The 16,574-nt window shown below is 57.7% G+C and carries 13 protein-coding genes and 1 pseudogene; 12 read left to right on the top strand and 2 right to left on the bottom strand.

What is annotated here, in order from left to right; all coding sequences use genetic code 11:
- Window positions 1-13: 13 nt before the first annotated feature.
- The 7 genes and pseudogenes from BUF17_RS21675 (at window position 14) to BUF17_RS21645 (ending at window position 7,429) form a co-directional block, all read left to right on the top strand.
- The gene (locus BUF17_RS21675) at window positions 14-958 is read left to right on the top strand and encodes a 3-hydroxyacyl-CoA dehydrogenase family protein (RefSeq protein ID WP_073632734.1); all 945 of its coding nucleotides are present in this window, start codon (window positions 14-16) and stop codon (window positions 956-958) included.
- Window positions 959-978: 20 nt separating this feature from the next.
- Window positions 979-1,812, top strand: a complete 834-nt coding sequence (locus BUF17_RS21670; protein WP_073632732.1) for a beta-keto acid cleavage family enzyme — start codon at window positions 979-981, stop codon at window positions 1,810-1,812.
- 131 nt (window positions 1,813-1,943) lie between these two features.
- Window positions 1,944-2,606 (top strand): DAPG hydrolase family protein, encoded by a 663-nt coding sequence (locus tag BUF17_RS21665; RefSeq protein ID WP_073632730.1) that lies wholly within the window; start codon window positions 1,944-1,946, stop codon window positions 2,604-2,606.
- Between the two features lie 102 nt (window positions 2,607-2,708).
- Window positions 2,709-3,818 (top strand): annotated as a pseudogene (locus tag BUF17_RS21660) (amino acid ABC transporter substrate-binding protein); the annotation flags it as partial.
- A 266-nt stretch (window positions 3,819-4,084) separates the two neighbouring features.
- On the top strand, window positions 4,085-4,957 hold the full coding sequence (locus BUF17_RS21655; RefSeq protein WP_073632726.1) for a branched-chain amino acid ABC transporter permease: 873 nt from the start codon (window positions 4,085-4,087) through the stop codon (window positions 4,955-4,957).
- Window positions 4,957-5,949, top strand: coding sequence for a branched-chain amino acid ABC transporter permease (locus BUF17_RS21650; RefSeq protein ID WP_073632724.1), 993 nt, complete (start codon window positions 4,957-4,959; stop codon window positions 5,947-5,949). The genes BUF17_RS21655 and BUF17_RS21650 overlap by 1 nt, the downstream gene beginning before the upstream one ends.
- Window positions 5,942-7,429 (top strand): ATP-binding cassette domain-containing protein, encoded by a 1,488-nt coding sequence (locus BUF17_RS21645; protein ID WP_073632722.1) that lies wholly within the window; start codon window positions 5,942-5,944, stop codon window positions 7,427-7,429. Before BUF17_RS21650 ends, BUF17_RS21645 begins: the two co-directional genes overlap by 8 nt.
- Before the next feature lie 372 nt (window positions 7,430-7,801).
- Here BUF17_RS21645 and BUF17_RS22800 read toward each other — a convergent pair whose 3' ends face one another.
- Window positions 7,802-8,710: a hypothetical protein gene (locus BUF17_RS22800; protein WP_139282639.1), complete on the bottom strand. Its 909-nt coding sequence runs from the start codon at window positions 8,708-8,710 to the stop codon at window positions 7,802-7,804.
- Between the two features lie 369 nt (window positions 8,711-9,079).
- Here BUF17_RS22800 and BUF17_RS21640 point away from each other — a divergent pair, with 369 nt between their 5' ends.
- Window positions 9,080-9,685 carry a TetR/AcrR family transcriptional regulator gene (locus tag BUF17_RS21640; RefSeq protein ID WP_073632720.1) on the top strand — a complete coding sequence of 202 codons (606 nt, stop codon included), beginning with the start codon at window positions 9,080-9,082 and terminating at the stop codon, window positions 9,683-9,685.
- A 240-nt stretch (window positions 9,686-9,925) separates the two neighbouring features.
- Here the strand turns inward: BUF17_RS21640 and BUF17_RS21635 are convergent, their stop codons facing one another.
- The gene (locus BUF17_RS21635; protein WP_073632718.1) at window positions 9,926-10,432 is read right to left on the bottom strand and encodes a hypothetical protein; all 507 of its coding nucleotides are present in this window, start codon (window positions 10,430-10,432) and stop codon (window positions 9,926-9,928) included.
- A gap of 465 nt (window positions 10,433-10,897) precedes the next feature.
- On the opposite strand from BUF17_RS21635, the gene BUF17_RS21630 reads away from it, so the two are divergent.
- From BUF17_RS21630 to BUF17_RS21610, 4 genes are all read left to right on the top strand, one after another.
- Window positions 10,898-11,971: an AraC family transcriptional regulator gene (locus BUF17_RS21630; protein WP_073632716.1), complete on the top strand. Its 1,074-nt coding sequence runs from the start codon at window positions 10,898-10,900 to the stop codon at window positions 11,969-11,971.
- 1,673 nt (window positions 11,972-13,644) lie between these two features.
- The gene (locus tag BUF17_RS21620) at window positions 13,645-14,415 is read left to right on the top strand and encodes a SapC family protein (RefSeq protein ID WP_073632712.1); all 771 of its coding nucleotides are present in this window, start codon (window positions 13,645-13,647) and stop codon (window positions 14,413-14,415) included.
- 150 nt (window positions 14,416-14,565) lie between these two features.
- Window positions 14,566-15,024, top strand: coding sequence for a DUF1036 domain-containing protein (locus tag BUF17_RS21615; protein ID WP_073632710.1), 459 nt, complete (start codon window positions 14,566-14,568; stop codon window positions 15,022-15,024).
- 650 nt (window positions 15,025-15,674) lie between these two features.
- Window positions 15,675-16,523, top strand: a complete 849-nt coding sequence (locus BUF17_RS21610; protein ID WP_084565088.1) for an EAL domain-containing protein — start codon at window positions 15,675-15,677, stop codon at window positions 16,521-16,523.
- Window positions 16,524-16,574 lie beyond the last annotated feature (51 nt).

Raw genomic sequence — 16,574 nt, 5'->3', positions numbered from 1 at the left:
GAAGGAGGCTCCGATGATTGAGCGGATCGGCGTTATCGGCGGCGGACTGATGGGGCAGGGCATCGCGGCGGCCTTCGCCCTCGGCGGCAAGGATGTCGTGGTCTACGAGCCGGAGGCCGCTCAACGCGGCAGCCTTCTGAGGAGGACAGCGGAGACCCTTGCACCTCTCGTCGAGGAAGACGTGGTTTCCACTGACGAGGCCGCAGCCGCCCTTGGACGCATCCGGATCTCGGACGGCTTGGCAGGCGCTGCCGCGGATCGCCAGTTCATTGTCGAAGCCATTCCCGAGCGGTTGGAGCTTAAGCAGGCTCTGTTTGCGGAACTTGATGCGCTGGCCCCTGCGGAAGCCGTCCTGGCATCGAATACCTCCAGCCTGCCGCTGGAACATCTGATGGAAAAGACGGGCCAGCCTCGCCGCGCCCGCATGATGCTGAGCCATTGGTACAATCCCGCTCTGGTCATGCCGATCGTAGAACTGTCGTTCTTCGGCAACATGCCGGGCGAGCTCTACGACGCCGTTGCGGAGCTCCATAGCGACATCGGCAAGGAGACGGTGAAGGTGCTCAAGGACGTGCCCGGGTTGGTCGCCAACCGCATCCAGCAGGGTGTCGCCCGCGAGGTCTTCTCCCTCATCGAGCAGGGGATCGCTGCCCCGGAGGACGTCGACCGCGCGCTGAAGTTCGGCCCCGCCTTCCGCTACGCAACGACGGGGCAGCTGGAGGTCGCGGATTTCGGAGGGCTCGATATTTGGCTCACCGTCGCGGACAACCTGTTGCCGGTCATGGATGCTTCGCGCCGTGGCAATGAACTTCTCCGTCGCAAAGTCGCGGATGGCAAGCTCGGCGTGAAAACCGGGGAAGGCTTCTACTCATACGATCCAGCGACTGCAGAGCGCAGGCAACGCGCCTTTCAGAAGCGTTTAATCCGGCAGCTCCGGGCCTCGAAAGCCTATCGCTGACCCAAGAGGCGGATCCGCTCATGGCTAAAACGATCATCACCGTGGCGACAACGGGGGCATTTCCGACCAAGGAGCACAATCCGGCAGTGCCGCTGACACCGCGCGAAATCGCCGAGGATGTTTATGAATGTTGGCAGGCCGGCGCCGCGATCGCGCATCTTCACATGCGCGACGAGGCCGGCAGGGGATCCATGTCTAAGGATCGCTTCGCCGAGACCGTACACCGCATCCGCGAGAAGGGCTGCAGCATCGTCCTCAACCTGACCACGTCGGGCGACTTGAGCGCCAGCGACGAGGCTCGAATGGCGCATTTGCAGGCTCTGCTTCCGGAACTGGCATCCTACGATGCCGGCACCATGAACTGGATGCACTCGACGCTGTTCGTCAATCATCCGGCCTTTCTCGAACGCCTCGGTCTGTTGATGCAAGAGATCTCGGTCCGGCCGGAAATCGAGATCTTTGATCCTGGAATGCTCTACACGGCGCTGCACTACATGCAGAAGGGGGTCTTGAAATCTCCCGGATATTTCCAGTTCGTGCTCGGTGCCGCCGGTGGCATCGCCGCAACAGTTGAAAATCTGGTCTTCTTGAAGAGCCTGCTGCCGCAAGGATCGCTCTGGTCGGCGTTCGGGATCGGTGCCGGGCATATGCCGATCCTGTTGGCGACGCTCGCGCTCGGCGGGAACATCCGCGTCGGCCTCGAGGATAACGTCTACTACGCGAGAGGCCGGCTCGCTCGAAACAACGCTGAATTCGTCGCGCGAGCGGTGCGGTTGGTGAACGAGGCCAACAACGAGCCGGCGACCGCCGAGGAGGCACGGCAAATCCTTGGGCTGCACACTTATGAACACTAGAGCATATCCCGTTCAGATCGAATCGATCTGAATAACACGGATATTCTCAAGATTTTGAATCTGGAGGGATTTCTTGTCGATCTGATGATTCCATCAAATCGGAAATTACTCCAAGACATGACGAGGGTGCCATGGAATTTAGTGAAGCAAACGATCTTCTGAATCCCGGATACCTTCCGTTCGAATCCGGTGTGAAGGAACTCTCGGGTGGCAAGTGGCTCGTAGCGGCTCTGACCCGCATGCCCCGCTGCCGTGCAAAGATGGTCCATTGGTGGTTCGGCTGGCTTGGCGGTACCGACCAATATAAGCTCTGGCATCCGCGCGATCACGTCTATTCCGGATGGGAAAACCGCGAAGCCGGCCAATATATCGGCGCCAGCCACCTTGTGCAGGAATATCTCGCTGGCGACGATGGTCCGCTGTTCGATCTGCGGATCGATTTTCATCATCCTGCCGAAACGTTTGACCCTGAACGATACGATGCCTCCGGGGCGGTAGCCGTCTGCGCCCGCATCGGTGAACAGGACAAACCGGTCCACATCGGTCGCATGGTTCACTTCGTCCGCGATACGGATTTCGGCTGTGAAATGCGCTCGCGCTTCTGGCTCGGACTTATTGCTGATCGCCAAAGCGGCGAGCTCCTGCCGGAAGACATCGCGGTCGGGCTCCGACGGACCCATCTGAACACGGAGTTCGCCCGTCGCCTGCATCAGCACGCCACCGAGGAGATGGGTTATCTCGCCGATCTCCTGCCCATTCTCTATCGCCAAGTGACTGGAGACGCGACCTTCTGATCCTGACAAACCTCGCCGGCTCGCGTGTCGGCCGACTGCCAAAAAGCTAACGAGCGATCGTATGGTCGCCGGCCAAAAAAGAATGAACCGAGGGGAACGCTCATGAAGAACCAAAGCATCTTCAGATTTGGATCAACGGCAATCTTGGCAGGCGCTCTGCTTGCGGCGTCGCTTTGCGGGCCGGCCATGGCCGACGACGAGATCGTCATCGGCGCGTCCTTGCCACTCTCCGGCCCCCTGGCCGGCTTCGGCAACTTCCAGAAATGGGGCTACCAGACGGCGGTCGACGAGGTAAACAAGGCTGGCGGCATCACGATCGACGGCAAAAAAGCAATCGTGAAGCTTGTCGTGCGCGACGACAAGAGCGACCCCAACGCGGCGGCGTCCAACACCGAGAGCCTCATTTCCCGCGACCATTCCGTGGCCGTTCTGGGCTCTTGCACGCCGGCTCTCGTGAACGCGGGGGCGCTGGTCGCCGAGCGCGCCAAGGTGCCCATGGTGACGGGATGCGATCCGCTCGGCGCCTTCACCAGCGTCAAGAAATGGAAATATGTCTGGGATCTCTTCTTCGCAGAACAAGACACGGCCCAAGCGACGATTCAGACAATACTCGGCTACGATCTGAACACAAACAAGAAGATCGCGATCTTGCACGACAATGGGCCTGATGGACAGGTCGTCGGTGGCGTGATCTGGCCGAAGGCCGCGGCGGAAGCGGGCTTCGAAATCGTGCAGCAAGCCTCATTCCCGGTCGACAACACGCAGTTCACCTCCATCGTCGCCGAGGCCAAGGCGAAGGGAGCGGATATCGTCGTCGTCGACGCCATCACGCCGCAGGCGGTGTCGATCCGCAAGCAGATGGCTTCGGCCGGCTACAAGCCCAAGGTTCTTGTCATCGAGAAGGGGGCTGAGCCGCTTCAGTTCGCGGAAGCGCTCGGAGCGCTCTCCGACGGCGTCCTGGTCGGCGGCTACTGGGACCCGTCATTTCCCTATCCAGGCGCCAAGGATCTGGCCACCCGCTTCGAAGCGGAAACCAAGCTGACCTCGAGTCAGCACATCGCGGACAGCTACACCGCTGCGCAGGTTCTGCTGGACGCCATCGCCGCGGCGGGCACACTCGATCGCCCGAAGATCAACGAGGCCATCGCCAAGACCGACAAGATCTACGTGGTCGGACCGGTCAAGTTCGATGCGGCTCATACGGCGAGGCTGCCCCTGGTCGAGTTGCAGTGGCAGTCGGGCAAGACCGTCGTGGTGTGGCCCAAGGACCGCGCGACCGGAACAATTCTCTTTCCGCTCCCCTGATCGCGTCCGACGCGCGTCAGCCGGCATGTCGGGTGACGACGGTACGCGTACCGCCTGTGCTCGACTGCCGATCGACGAAGGATGGTGCGCTGGCTTTTGCGCTCCCCATCCGGCGTCGGCGGTGCCGGACGCGGCTTCGGACTCACAATCTGGTCCATCGAAGGGGTGTGGCCATGTCTGATCCATTCATCGTCATCAGCACCTTGCTCTCCGGTGTCCTGCTCGGCGGCATGCTTGCGCTGACGGCACTCGGCCTGTCCATCGTGCTCGGTGTGATGCGTCTCGTGAACCTGGCGCATGGCGAACTGCTCGTCGTCGGTGCGTATGCGGGCCTGTTTCTCTTGATGTGGACGGGCATCGACCCGCTGCTGCTGTTGCCGCTGATCGGCCTTGGGGTCGGGGCGGGCGGTTACTTGGTCTACATCGCGTTTCTGCGACCGATCGCGCACCGTGGGCCTGAAGCACCGATGATGACGACATTCGGTCTTGCCGTCATCGCGCAAAATCTATTCGTTGCTTTTCTGTCTGCCGACACGCGATCGATTGACAGACCCTATGCCAGCATGCCGCTTGAACTTGGTGCGATCAGCGTTCCGCAGGTCTACATCATTGGCTTTGCTATCTCGGTCGTCGTGATCTTGGGCGTGCATTTCATGATCGCCCACACGCGTTTCGGACGTGACCTGCGGGCAAGCACGGACGATCCGCGTGCTGCTGCAATCATCGGCGTCAATGTGGGCCGGGTGCACGCCCTCACCTTCGCTCTCGGTGCGGCGGCGGCCGGCATCGGCGGCACATTGATGGGTATTGCCTTCTCGTTCACCCCGACGACCGGCGCAACCTATCTGCTGACGGACTTCGCCATCATCGTTCTGGGCGGACTCGGCAGCGTGGCCGGGACCCTGGTCGGGGGCATAGCCATCGGGCTGATCCAGAGTCTGGGCGGCTTGGTGTTCGGCGACGGATATCGCGATCTCGCTGGCTTTCTGATGTTTCTGCTGGTTCTTGCCCTGCGACCGAAGGGCTTTCTCAGGGAGCGGGGATAATGTCGCGTCTTGCCAACCACCTCACCCGCGGCCAATCAACATTCTGGAGCCTCACCGTATTTCTCGCGATAGAGGCCGTTCTCTTCGTGGCGCAGGGCTCATTAGGAGACTACTGGGTCGAAATCGGCTTCCATCTTCTGATCGCCGCCGTTCTTGCAGAGAGCTGGAACCTGCTTGCTGGCTATACGGGCCTCGTATCGCTGGGCTCTGCGGCGTTCTTCGGTCTGGGATCCTACATCGCCTATGGCGTGCTCAATCGCACGGGGCTCGGGATCGGCGCGTCGGTCGGGATCGCCGCAGTCGGCGGGGCCATGCTCGCCGTTCTGGTTTCGGGGGCCATCTTCCGCCTGCGGGGTCTCTACTTCACCGTCGGCACGTTGGCGATCGGTGAGTCGCTGCGGCTCTTCATGATCAATGTGCCGTGGTTCAATGGGGCAACCGGCCTCGTTCTCGATCAGGATCCGCCGGACTCCCATGCCCTCTTCACCTATGCGCTTCTGCTCTATGTCATCGTGACCTTGATCATGGCGGTGGGCACCGGGAGCCGCTTTGCCATTTTGCTGAAGGCGGTCCGTGATGACGAGGACGCGGCCGGCCAGATGGGAGTCGTGTCCTTCCGCGTCAAGCTCACCGTCTTCGCCGTCGCCAGCGCGCTTATCGCCAGCGCTGGCGCATTGCAGGGTATCCGCCTTGGCGCCATAGAACCCTATGGCAGCTTCGGCATGTCCTGGAGCGTCGATGCGCTTACCATGGTGATCATCGGCGGCACAGGAAGGCGTTTTGGCGCCATCGTCGGGGCGGTTATCGCTGTCGTCTTGTCGGAGTTGCTGGCCGACTATCCCGAGTTCCATGTGGCGGCCACCGGCGTCATCATGATCCTGCTCATCCGTTTCGCGCCGAGCGGCATCTGCGGCTTGGTCCTCGGCCTGATGGAGCGCCTGTCCGGTTCCCGACGGACCCGCCTTGCCGAAGGGGGATTGTCTCGTGGGTGATTTTCTCCGGATCGAAGGGTTGAGCAAGCGCTTCGGCGGCGTCGTCGCCACCGACAGCCTCAACCTGTCCATCCCCACCGGACAGGTCACAGGCATCATCGGCCCCAACGGCGCCGGAAAGAGCACGCTGATCGGGCTGTTGGGGGGAGCCCTCAAGCCGTCGGCCGGCCGCATCGTGATGGCCGGGCAAGACATCACCGATCTGCCGGCACCGGCGCGGGCGAAGCTCGGAGTGGGCCGGACCTATCAGATTCCGAGACCGTTCCTGGACATGACGGTCACCGAAAATCTCGAGGTCGCGCAATTCGCCATCGATCCCTTTCAGTCGGGCCGGAGTGCAACGGAAGAACGGCGCGACATCCTGCATAAGACCGGCCTTGCCTCTGTGGCGCACCTCACCGCCCGCACCCTGCCGCTGTTGCGCCGGAAGCGGCTGGAGGTCGCCCGCGCTCTCGCTCTCAAGCCGAAATTGTTGCTGCTGGATGAGGTTGGGGCAGGGCTGGTCGATCAGGAAATATCCGAACTGATCGGGCTCATTCGCTCTCTCGCCGATGGTGAGCGTACGATCATCATCATTGAACACGTCATCCGCGTCGTCCGGGAATGTTGTTCGCACTGCGTCGTGATCAATTTCGGTAAGAAGTTCGCCGAGGGGCCGACGGAGCAGGTGCTCGCTTCGGACGACGTCGCCTCTGTTTATCTCGGCACAGGACATGGCGGTGGCGGGAGGGTGGCGCCGTCCGGAACGCCCGCTCCGGAAAAATCCGAGCCACCCCTCCTTGAACTCAAGGGTGTCTATGCCGGCTATGGTCAGGCCAAGGTACTCCACGATCTCAATCTCACCGTACGCAAGGGCGAGGTTGTGGCCATCCTCGGTGCCAACGGCGCCGGCAAGACCACGCTCGCCCATGTGGTGAGTGGAAGCGTCAGACCGACGGCCGGGCACGTCATCGTTGGCGGGCGGGATATGGTGGGGCGTCCGCCCCATGAGATCACCGCGGCCGGTATCGCCCACTGCATGGAAGGCCGTCGGATCTTCCCGAGCCTGTCGGTGGAGGAAAATCTGATCATGGCGGCGCGCGGCGTCCCGGTTCGCGAACAGCAGCAACGCCTGGATCGGGTCTACACACTCTTTGGAGTCCTCAAGGACCGTCGGCAATCCCCGGGCACGTCGATGTCGGGCGGGCAACAGCAGATGCTGGCCATTGGGCGTGCCCTGATGTCGGCACCGAGACTTGTGATCTTCGACGAGATCAGTCTGGGGCTCGCTCCGATCATGATGGATCACGTCTACGAAGCCTTGGCGCGTCTCAAGGCGGAGGGACTGACCATGCTGATCGTCGAGCAGGACGTCGACAGGGCGTTGGCGTTGGCGCACACGGCCCATGTCCTCGACAAGGGGCGCATCGATCTGTCGGGCACTGCGGAATCGGTACGCACGGATGCCCGGCTCAAGCACCTCTATTTCGGCACGACATAAGGAGGCGGATCTACGCTCCGGCGACAGTCCCCGACCGCGCATGATGAAGAGTTGCGAGAGAGCGGCGACCGTCACCGGATGGGCGGTGGCTTCCGATGATGCAGGCACAAGCCCGATGCGAATGCCTTGGCGGTAGCGCATAACCCGTTCAGATCGACTCGACCTGCGCGACAAGGATATGTTCAAGCTTTTGAATCCCCAGCGATTTCTTGCCGATCTGATGAGTCCATCGGATCGCCCCCCCCGCTTATGTTCCATAAGGCCAGTTACGCGCCTCGCGGTTGTCCGCCTGATGGGGGTCAGGCTGGACGGCGCATGCGTCTGTGCGGATGGTTAGGCCGCCAGATTAGATGGTTCAGACGTGGCGTCCTCTTAAGCAAACGGAGAAAACAATCGCCGTTCATCAACTATGATCTCGACGATCCAATACGAGCCTGCTTCAATCCTTCGATGAATTGCGGCAATCTCAAGCATTCTCTCCGAAGTAAAAGCAGCAGAAAGGGCAAAAAATCTCTTCGCGGGAGAGTTTTCACTCATGTCTCGCTGCCGTATCACCAGACACCCAAGAGCGGCGATGCCCGGAAAATCGATATTCTCCGCATTAATAAATGTGAAATCATCCTCACGAAAATTCGGTATTTGTAATCGTCTGCCATATGTCGGTATGTCATCAATACGTGCGAATCGCCTGATTGACTCGTAATATAGATCTGGATTATTGGCTTTTATTGCTAGTACATATTCGCATCCATGACTATGAATAAGATCGGCGAACGCTGCCCTACAATGAGGTGCGTTTGCGACAGCCAGACATCCGTCAATATTAAGCAGAGATATTGATTTATCAATTAAGGCGATCTCGTCTCTTTTCGGCCTTTTCTGGTGTCCAACAAGGACCCTGCCGTCATTCGTGATGTAAACCATCTTCAGGAGCGAGCGCCTATGTGAGCTCGCGAATATGTGTCGTACCGATTGAAAATCGGCCGGATATGCCTTGCAGGCGGCTCTTAAAACGCCAAGTTCTTCCGAACTCAGATCGGCTTCTAAGGACTGCAGCGAAACAAGACGAAAGAAGAGCTGAAAGACCCGTGCACTGACGAATTTAGCGCGCGCACCTAATACAGATCGTACTAAAATTTTGCCCTTCTCGCTTGAATTGTTAACGTCAGTTATATCGATATCTGACGTTATGCGAGATAATATTACAATGAATTGTAATTCAAATAAGTCATATCCGTGCACCCCTATAAAATCGCCGCTAACATATGCGCGCGTACTCACGCTCCCCCTCCGCCAATTCCGAATTTCATATCTGCTGAATATTAATTACAAATGAAAATAAAATCTTAATAATAAAGTTGAAACGGTTCTAAATATAAATCCGTTAGATTTGTCCTTTCTTGCATAGTGAAAATGCTCGTCCACTCGGTGTTGTCAACCATGATAAATCGCCGCCATAATCGTCGTTTGTACGCTCCAACGGGAACTTCCATGGATGCCATGTTATAAAGAATGATATTATCATTCAAGTTCGTCAACCAATTCACGGACGATTGACAGGCTAACGTCAATTGAGGCACACGCACCTAAGATTGGATCGCAGGATCGCCTTGCTCATTCGCATTCTGAACAGCACGGAGGGCCAGTCCATTGGCTAGAATAGCGAAAGCCCCATCTGGGCCCTCTAGAAAGGAAGTAATTCTCAAGGAAGCCCATCGTCTCTTTATTTCGGAGGGAAACAGCGGGTTATCCATGCGTCGAGTCGCTCAGGGCTGTGGCATCAGCTTAGGGCATCTTCAGCATTTTTTTCCGACGCGCGAAGATTTATTGTCGACGATGATAACGTATTATGTAGATGATTATATGTCTGTCTACGAACGCTTTCTTTCGTCCCTGGAATTAGATCCCAAGAGCCGCCTATTCGCGATTCTCCGCTACCTAATCGAAGATGCAAGAAATCCAGAGACGGCCGGATTCTTCATTGAACTTTGGAAACTGGCTCGGCAGGACGTCAAGGTATCGCAAATATTGCGTCAAACATACAGATACAATGAGGAAATATTTGAGCCGTTCATCGCTTCGGTGCGCGGAGATTTGTCTTATGAGAGACAAAAAATTTTATCTCTACAGGTCATTGCGTTTCTGGATGGTCTGATCGTGTACTGGTACTCATATAATCCGTCTGATAAAGAGTCGAAGATTATGTCTGATGAAGCGCTATTGACACTCGAGCGCATCATTTTTTCGCGGGATTAGACGCGCAGTTTATCGATGTCTTTGATATACGCCGTCCAACGGCATCATTGTCACCTTTTGCTGTCCGTTGACGGCATGATCGACAACGGCGGTATGGCGCTGTTCGCGCTGGCGATAGCTCTCGCTGAGGATGGTGACAGCGTCGCTGTGGCGGAGAATGCAGTCGCGGACTGCTTACGGGACGACGGGTCGTCGACAGCCGCGTCGCCCGTTTGCCCGCGGCATGGCTTCAGGCCGGCATCAGGACGCCGTTCTAACACCGCCGGCTGACGCGTTAGAAGAAGAGATAATGGGCTTGGGCTCTACGAAGCAGTCGAGCCTGTCCTCGGCAGGGCCACCGATGTGGCCCTTTGCGAGGGTGGTGAACAGCCCCGCGCCCGCGCGAAAACATCGTATGTAGCCGAGCGCGATCCTCTCCCGGACGACGGCTCGGATCGGATGCCTCGTCGAGACTGTATGGGCAGAGAGCAGAAGAGCTGGCTCGCCGTTGGCACTGAAGCGCCCAATCGCAAATTGGGGGATCAACTCGTCGCTGACTGAGGGCTGGGCGCCGGAGTCGAGTGGGCGGGGCTGGAGCTCATCTCGATGTGTCGCGGTTTTTGGGGTGAACTCTGGCTCGCGGAGCGGTGCCATCGCCGTCCGAAGCGTGAGTTCGCCTTCGGTCGCTTCTTCCAGGAGTCCATCGGGGTGGTCGCGGATCGCCGTCAGCGTCCGCCGCTTTAGCTGGCGGGGAAAGTCCATCGTCATCAGGACGAGCGTCCTGCTGCCATTTCATGCTCTGGAGGGCGGCCTGGGCAACGCTGGCGGTTCTGGGACTTCAGATAGTGCGCATTCTGGATCGCAGGGGGGCGCCGCGACTCCCGCCCCCCTTCCCCGGTCTGCCGGAGACAATCGTTTGCGGATTCTTGACCCGCACGGAGGTATTTTTCTTGACAATCCGTCCAATGCGCATATAAGCGCCGGCAAATAGGTCATGCGACCTAGTTGAGGACGTCATGCACGATCGTAGCGCACGCGGGATGCGCATTCGACGATGGGATTGCCTGTGATCAGGCTGTGTGCCCACGCAAGCGTTGAATAAGCATCTTCTGCGTTAGCTAGCACGTACAGGAATAACGCGTATGCGTAGCTTGCCTGTACTAGCAAAGCATTGTTGCACGATGTAGCGCGATCTCATTGCTATCGCGTGGTTTCGTGTGGCGGAGCTCCATCATGGATCTATGTCGAATCTATCGCACTTTTTGGGCCGCGGCTGAGAGTTGCGGGGTTTATCGTGCCGATTTACTTCGCCACGCGAACTTGCCGCTTAGTTACAATGCAGAGACAGATCTATTCATGAGTACGCGGCAGTACTTCTTGATTCTTCGCGGCCTTGAGGATCTCAGCCGACGGGCGTCATTGGGCACGTCCCTAATTCCAACAATCACAACAAGCGGCTTTCCGGCAGCACTTTTTATTCCGTTTGTGGCACGGAATCTGCGGGACGCTCTTTCGTATGTAAGAAATTACGCGAAACTCAATCAGCCAGAGTATCTGAAATACGAAACAAGTGGCGGAGAATTCTATATAAGTTCAGAGTGGATATACGCGACTGCATCGGTTCCTCCGATAGCGGCTGATTTGAGCTTCTCCTATCTTATGGAAGTTGCGAGGAGAGGCAGTCGCCGCCACATCGTGCCGCGAAGGGTTGAGCTGAAACGCGACGCCCCTCGCGATCGTCAGCACGAGGTGTACTTCGGCTGTCGGGTTCATTTTAACGCACCTCGGAACGTACTCGTCTTGAATAGAGATGATCTCGATTCGGACTTCTTGGATTACAATGCGGATTTGATAAAAATCATATTACCCGGCCTTGAAAATTCTCTCCGTGATCTCCACGCGCGGAAGTCCTTAAGAGAAGAGGTAAAACGCGTTCTAAAGGGAACCTTCGCATGCGGAAGGCCGGCAATTCGGACCGTCGCCCGTGAACTATGTATGGGAGAGCGGACGTTACAGCGGCGTATCACCGAAGAGGGCACGAGTTTCCGAACCCTACTATTTGAGGCCCGTCAGGAACTTGCGCGGGAGCTTTTGTCAGATCAAAGCACGACAGTAGAAGAGGCGGCATATCTACTTGGATTTTGCGATGCTAAGTCGTTCTACCGAGCTTTCCGTGATCAAGAGGGCATGACTCCCAACCAATGGCGGCGAACGCGGCAGGCCGCCCGAAGGGCAAGCACTGATCGGGAAACGGCGACAATAAGAGAGCCTCGTCGTTATTACGTCGATGCGTTAGAGGCTGTTTGAAGCGCCCCCTCCCCGGCGTTCACTGGAGGCCGTTTGATTTGGTCAGGCTGCGGGTTGGTTCGTCCAGCACCGCACAGTGCGTTCATCGGTCTCGGCCGGGGGGATGTCGTCGATAGGCTCCAGCCCTGCGATGGTTGAGCCGGTCGACCCGGGTCAATGCCGCGAACTCCACGGTTTCGAAGACTTGCGGCTGTCCGCGTCGATGGATCAGTTCGGTTTTGTCGAGGCCATTGAATGCCTCGAGAAGAGCATGTCCATAAGAGTCGCCACAGCCACCGATCGTGCGCTCGATGCCAACCTCGTCACGGCCTCTGCTGCGTCGAATGGTGACATATCAAGATCCCTGTCGGGATCATGCGCGACGCTATCGCGCTGGCCAGCGCTGTCGCTCACGCACGGCTGCTGAAGCGCACCACCTAAGAAACCCGCATGGACATCGTCCGGATCGATCGGCAAGTGGCGATCCGCTCTGCGCAACGTCGATCACGATGGACGAAGACGAAGCCTGCCTTGCCGCGACATAAGCGACGTCCGAGACGAGGAAGTGGTTCGGACCCGGTGCTCGGGAGAGCGCAGATTGGCGACGTCGCGAGCGCCGCAAATTTCGTCCCGGCGCACCGGAGAGGTGCCGCCGAGGGATCGATGGACAAGCGGCGTCGGCTGAATTTCCCGACGGAACGATCGACGAAACTCGGCAGATTGAGTCGGCCCTGGAGCTGTCCACGATAATCGTCGACGAATGGCGCGATCACATCCGTCAGCGGTGGAGCTTCGGTCCGGCGTGATCGGCCGGCGCTTTTCCTCAGGATTTTGTCGGCCTGCCGCAGGTCCAAGGCTCCCGTCGTCCCACGCCTTCAGGGGTGGTGTGAAGCTACCGATGCGTTGCCTCTCGCTCCGCCCTCTACATCCGCGCCCACAATGTCTGAGCCTTGCACTCTCCCCGGAGAGGAGACATCGGCTGCGGTCCGTGTGACGTTAGCGCCGCCGCCCCATCGGGCCACGCGCTGAACAAACCGCGCCACAGCCAGGGTCCCCGCGTGCACCGTCTCAACGGTGCGGAAGATCTGGAAGGGCATGGCTTGCCCCGGATCAACGGCAGTAGCTCAGGCTCTCCAATCATCGCACCCTCGCCGATAAGCTCCACGGTCCAGGCGGGCTCGAAACCAGCCTAGAGGCCCCGTCCCGGTGTTGGGCTTGGACCGGGGGCCGCAGATCCGGGCCCTCGACCGCACGCAGCCGGTCCTCCGACGCCCCCTCCTGCCCCACGATTGCAGGCGCAAGGACGCTGCGATTATTTCGACCAGCGTCCAGACCGGCACGCCGTTCGGACGGACCACGCCGCGCCATCGGCATCCCAAGTTCATCTGCCTCCTCAACGCCAACGAGGGGGCAGGAGCCGTAAGATTGGCGTGATCCGCAACGTCGTTGACGTGAAATGCCGTTCCGCCAGGCCTGGGACAAGCATATTAACCAATCCAGGTTCACGGCGGGTTGCATCAAACGCGAAGTATGCGGACGGCAGCTCTTGATGCAAGACAAATACAATAATGCCGACGGGTATAATAATGCATTTGTCAGATGCAGCATAGTTTAGAACCTTATCAAGAGAGGTCCGGTGTGCCGATCAGACGGGCGCGGACCGCTTGTGAAGTCGAAACTCGCGAAAGGCTATTATGAAGAACCCATCCAATGCCGATGACGCACTTCCGCTCTTCTATAAGAAACCCATCCTCCTGCAGTTCCAGGATCACGCTACCTATGGCGTGAAGCCGCAAGTGGACTTTCGGTTCGCGGCGGAAGCGACGGCGATTCCCCTCGTAGCGAGCGAGTTCGGCGCGGCGGGCCGCCACTACCCGATCGTGTTCGCGACTGAGGGCTCGAGCATGCCGCTTGCCGTGACTGGGCTGACCGCTGGCCGCAACCTGTTTGTGGAAGCGGACGGGAAGTGGCGTGCGGATACGTACATCCCCGGATATCTGCGTCGTTACCCCTTCATCGGAATGGCGGCGCCGGACGCGGCGGTACCCCTGATGCTTGGCCTTGATGTCGCTAGCGAAAGGGTAACCGCAAAAGTCGGGCGCGACGGAGCGCTTGCGTTGTTCGATGACGCCGGCGGCGCAACCGACGTCAGCCGAAGCGCCATGGCTCTTTGCGAGGCATACGCCGTCGATCACGAGCGGACGCGGCAGTTCGGCGAGGCGCTGGAAGCCAATGGCCTGCTCGTTGAGCAGACCGCGCAGGTCCGCTACGCGGACGAGAGTGGCGCCAACGTCCGCGGCTTCCGCATTGTCAACGAGCAGGCATACCGCGCGCTGCCCGCCGATGTGCTCGTCGAATTCCATAGCAAGGGCTGGTCGGATCTGATTGTTCTTCACCTCGTATCGCAGCTCTCGTGGCAGGGCTTGGTCGATGCGTCGGCTCCGGTGAAAGACAAGGCTGCCTGACGAGCAATCTTTAGGGGGCGGAGGACAATGATTCTGCGTCCCCTACGCTCATTCATCGAGCCTCAATTCAATACAGCAAACGAATATACTCCGCTCGTCTCGATGCGTGTTCGTGAGGGGCAAATTTTAATATGCAAGCGGAGGCGGTGAATGCATGAAAAGGCTGTGCATTGCTCGGCAACTTTATATCTGAAGCTCGCGATTTTAACGATCATTCTGTGCTTTCTCAATGTGAAGGCAGCATTGGCAGATCTAAGAGTCTGTAATAATACCGAGAACGCACTGGACGTTTCGGTCGGATACAAATCAGCCCGCGACTGGACAACACAGGGTTGGTGGAATATCTCGTCAGGCAGTTGTGCCGTTGTTCAGAACGGCCCGCTCCAGGCGCGTTATTATTACATCTATGCTGCGGATCGTGTTGCGCAAGGCGCCTGGGGTGGCTCGGCGTCAATGTGTACGCATGTAAAACGCTTTGTGATTGAAGGTGCCGATGATTGCGCAGCCCGCGGCTACGATCTGACTGGCTTCTTCGAGGTCGATACGGGTTCGCTACGGGATTGGACAGTCCGCATTACAGGGCATCCGCCATCTGCTATTGAAAACTAAGCGTAGATGGGGCCCGCCATATTCCGGATACATGCGCGAGGTTCTCTCTCATCTTGAAAGAGGAGTGAGAGGGCGGCGTGAAGATTATATTCTCTACGTCATCTATGCGTCCCGCGGGCTTATCCGGTCCCACTTGTCTTTGGCGCAATCGCCCACGTAGCTGGCGCATATCGCTACTCCTCAGCGTTCTTAATGCATCTATAAATAGAGCCGCCTCTGGGGGGCGCCGCGTGCGAGTAACACGATCTCGGTGGATCGTACGGATACAAGGGCGCCGCGCTTGAGAAAAATAACGGGGTAGACGGGCGTGATATATGCAGATCGTATGCTCCGAAAGTCTAAGGCTAGTGGCGACGATAAGCTCCGCATCACCACGAATATTTCCGACGATGAAAATTAGTTTCCAGGGGTCGATCACGGTGACAACGTCTGTGACCTGCAATCATGCCGAGATGTATCATGCGAAATATATATCACCGCGTGCCGTGTGATAATAAAAATGAGATTTATGATGAAAATCTCATGTAAGTAGAGGGAATATTGAATAATTCGCTTCCCTCGTCAAAATTGTTCCTATGAAGTCACACCTGCGATGCAGCGTATCGAAAGGATGATGAGAATTTTACAGTCGAGAACTCAGCCGTGAAAGAATGATTGAAGACAAGGTTAAACGTGATCCCTGCCCCATGCTCCATCCATTAGACGGCAGACCCTGCGAACATATCGCATCTTCGAGTGTGCGCGAAGATGCGATGGCGCATGCGCTGCGAGTCGCTCTGGAGCGTGAGGAGATCGCGCTTGTGTATCAACCCATCGTTCGCCTCTCCGATCGGAGCATCGTGGGATTCGAGGCGCTCTCGCGTTGGACGATGGGTGATAGCAATCATATAAATCCGGAATTATTCATATCTATTGCTGAGAGATACGGAATGATTGCCAGGCTAACTCTGTATGTCCTGGATAGAATCGCGCGAGAAGTTGGAGAGCTGTTGCGTGATCGGCCGGATTTATTTGTGACCATAAATATATCAAGCCAGGAATTACTCGATGACAGAGTCCAAATTGCTGTCGAGAATGTGTGTCGCACCCGGAAGATTCCATGCAGCTGCGTAGCGTTTGAGATTACGGAGCGGACATCGGCGGATCTGACGCTGATGAAGCGAGGCATAGATCGTATCCGAAAGAGCGGACATCCTGTCTTTCTCGACGACTTCGCGACTGGTTACTCCGGTATCGCGCAACTCGTCACCCTGGATATAGATGGCGTTAAACTTGACGGTTCCATGGTTGAGGTTGCGCATAAGGGCAGTAAAGCGATCGCAATCGCGGACGCGGTCGCCAGGATGATGCGAGATATAAACTTGGAAATGATTGTCGAGGGAATTGAAACAGAGGAGCAACTTGCTCAGTTTGCATCTCTTCCGGGCGTCGAATTGGGCCAGGGATGGCTATTTCACCGTCCATTATCGTTAGATGATCTTATCTTGAAATGTAAATGACTTTAGCCGCATATGCGGCTGGTCGCATAGTGACTTGATAAGAAACAACAA

Origin of the sequence: Pseudoxanthobacter soli DSM 19599, from assembly GCF_900148505.1 — a bacterium.
GTDB lineage: Bacteria > Pseudomonadota > Alphaproteobacteria > Rhizobiales > Segnochrobactraceae > Pseudoxanthobacter > Pseudoxanthobacter soli.
Note: the sequence above shows the minus strand (reverse complement) of the source record. Positions and strands in the feature narration are given on the sequence as shown.

What these genes read in the sequence shown, in the direction of transcription:
- BUF17_RS21630 (WP_073632716.1), top strand. Translation starts at nt 10,898, where the DNA reads ATGGATCTATGTCGAATCTATCGCACTTTTTGGGCCGCGGCTGAGAGT.
- BUF17_RS21620 (WP_073632712.1), top strand. Translation starts at nt 13,645, where the DNA reads ATGAAGAACCCATCCAATGCCGATGACGCACTTCCGCTCTTCTATAAG.
- BUF17_RS21670 (WP_073632732.1), top strand. Translation starts at nt 979, where the DNA reads ATGGCTAAAACGATCATCACCGTGGCGACAACGGGGGCATTTCCGACC.
- BUF17_RS21610 (WP_084565088.1), top strand. Translation starts at nt 15,675, where the DNA reads ATGATTGAAGACAAGGTTAAACGTGATCCCTGCCCCATGCTCCATCCA.
- BUF17_RS21650 (WP_073632724.1), top strand. Translation starts at nt 4,957, where the DNA reads ATGTCGCGTCTTGCCAACCACCTCACCCGCGGCCAATCAACATTCTGG.
- BUF17_RS21665 (WP_073632730.1), top strand. Translation starts at nt 1,944, where the DNA reads ATGGAATTTAGTGAAGCAAACGATCTTCTGAATCCCGGATACCTTCCG.
- BUF17_RS21635 (WP_073632718.1), bottom strand. Translation starts at nt 10,432, where the DNA reads ATGACGATGGACTTTCCCCGCCAGCTAAAGCGGCGGACGCTGACGGCG.
- BUF17_RS21675 (WP_073632734.1), top strand. Translation starts at nt 14, where the DNA reads ATGATTGAGCGGATCGGCGTTATCGGCGGCGGACTGATGGGGCAGGGC.
- BUF17_RS21615 (WP_073632710.1), top strand. Translation starts at nt 14,566, where the DNA reads ATGCATGAAAAGGCTGTGCATTGCTCGGCAACTTTATATCTGAAGCTC.
- BUF17_RS21655 (WP_073632726.1), top strand. Translation starts at nt 4,085, where the DNA reads ATGTCTGATCCATTCATCGTCATCAGCACCTTGCTCTCCGGTGTCCTG.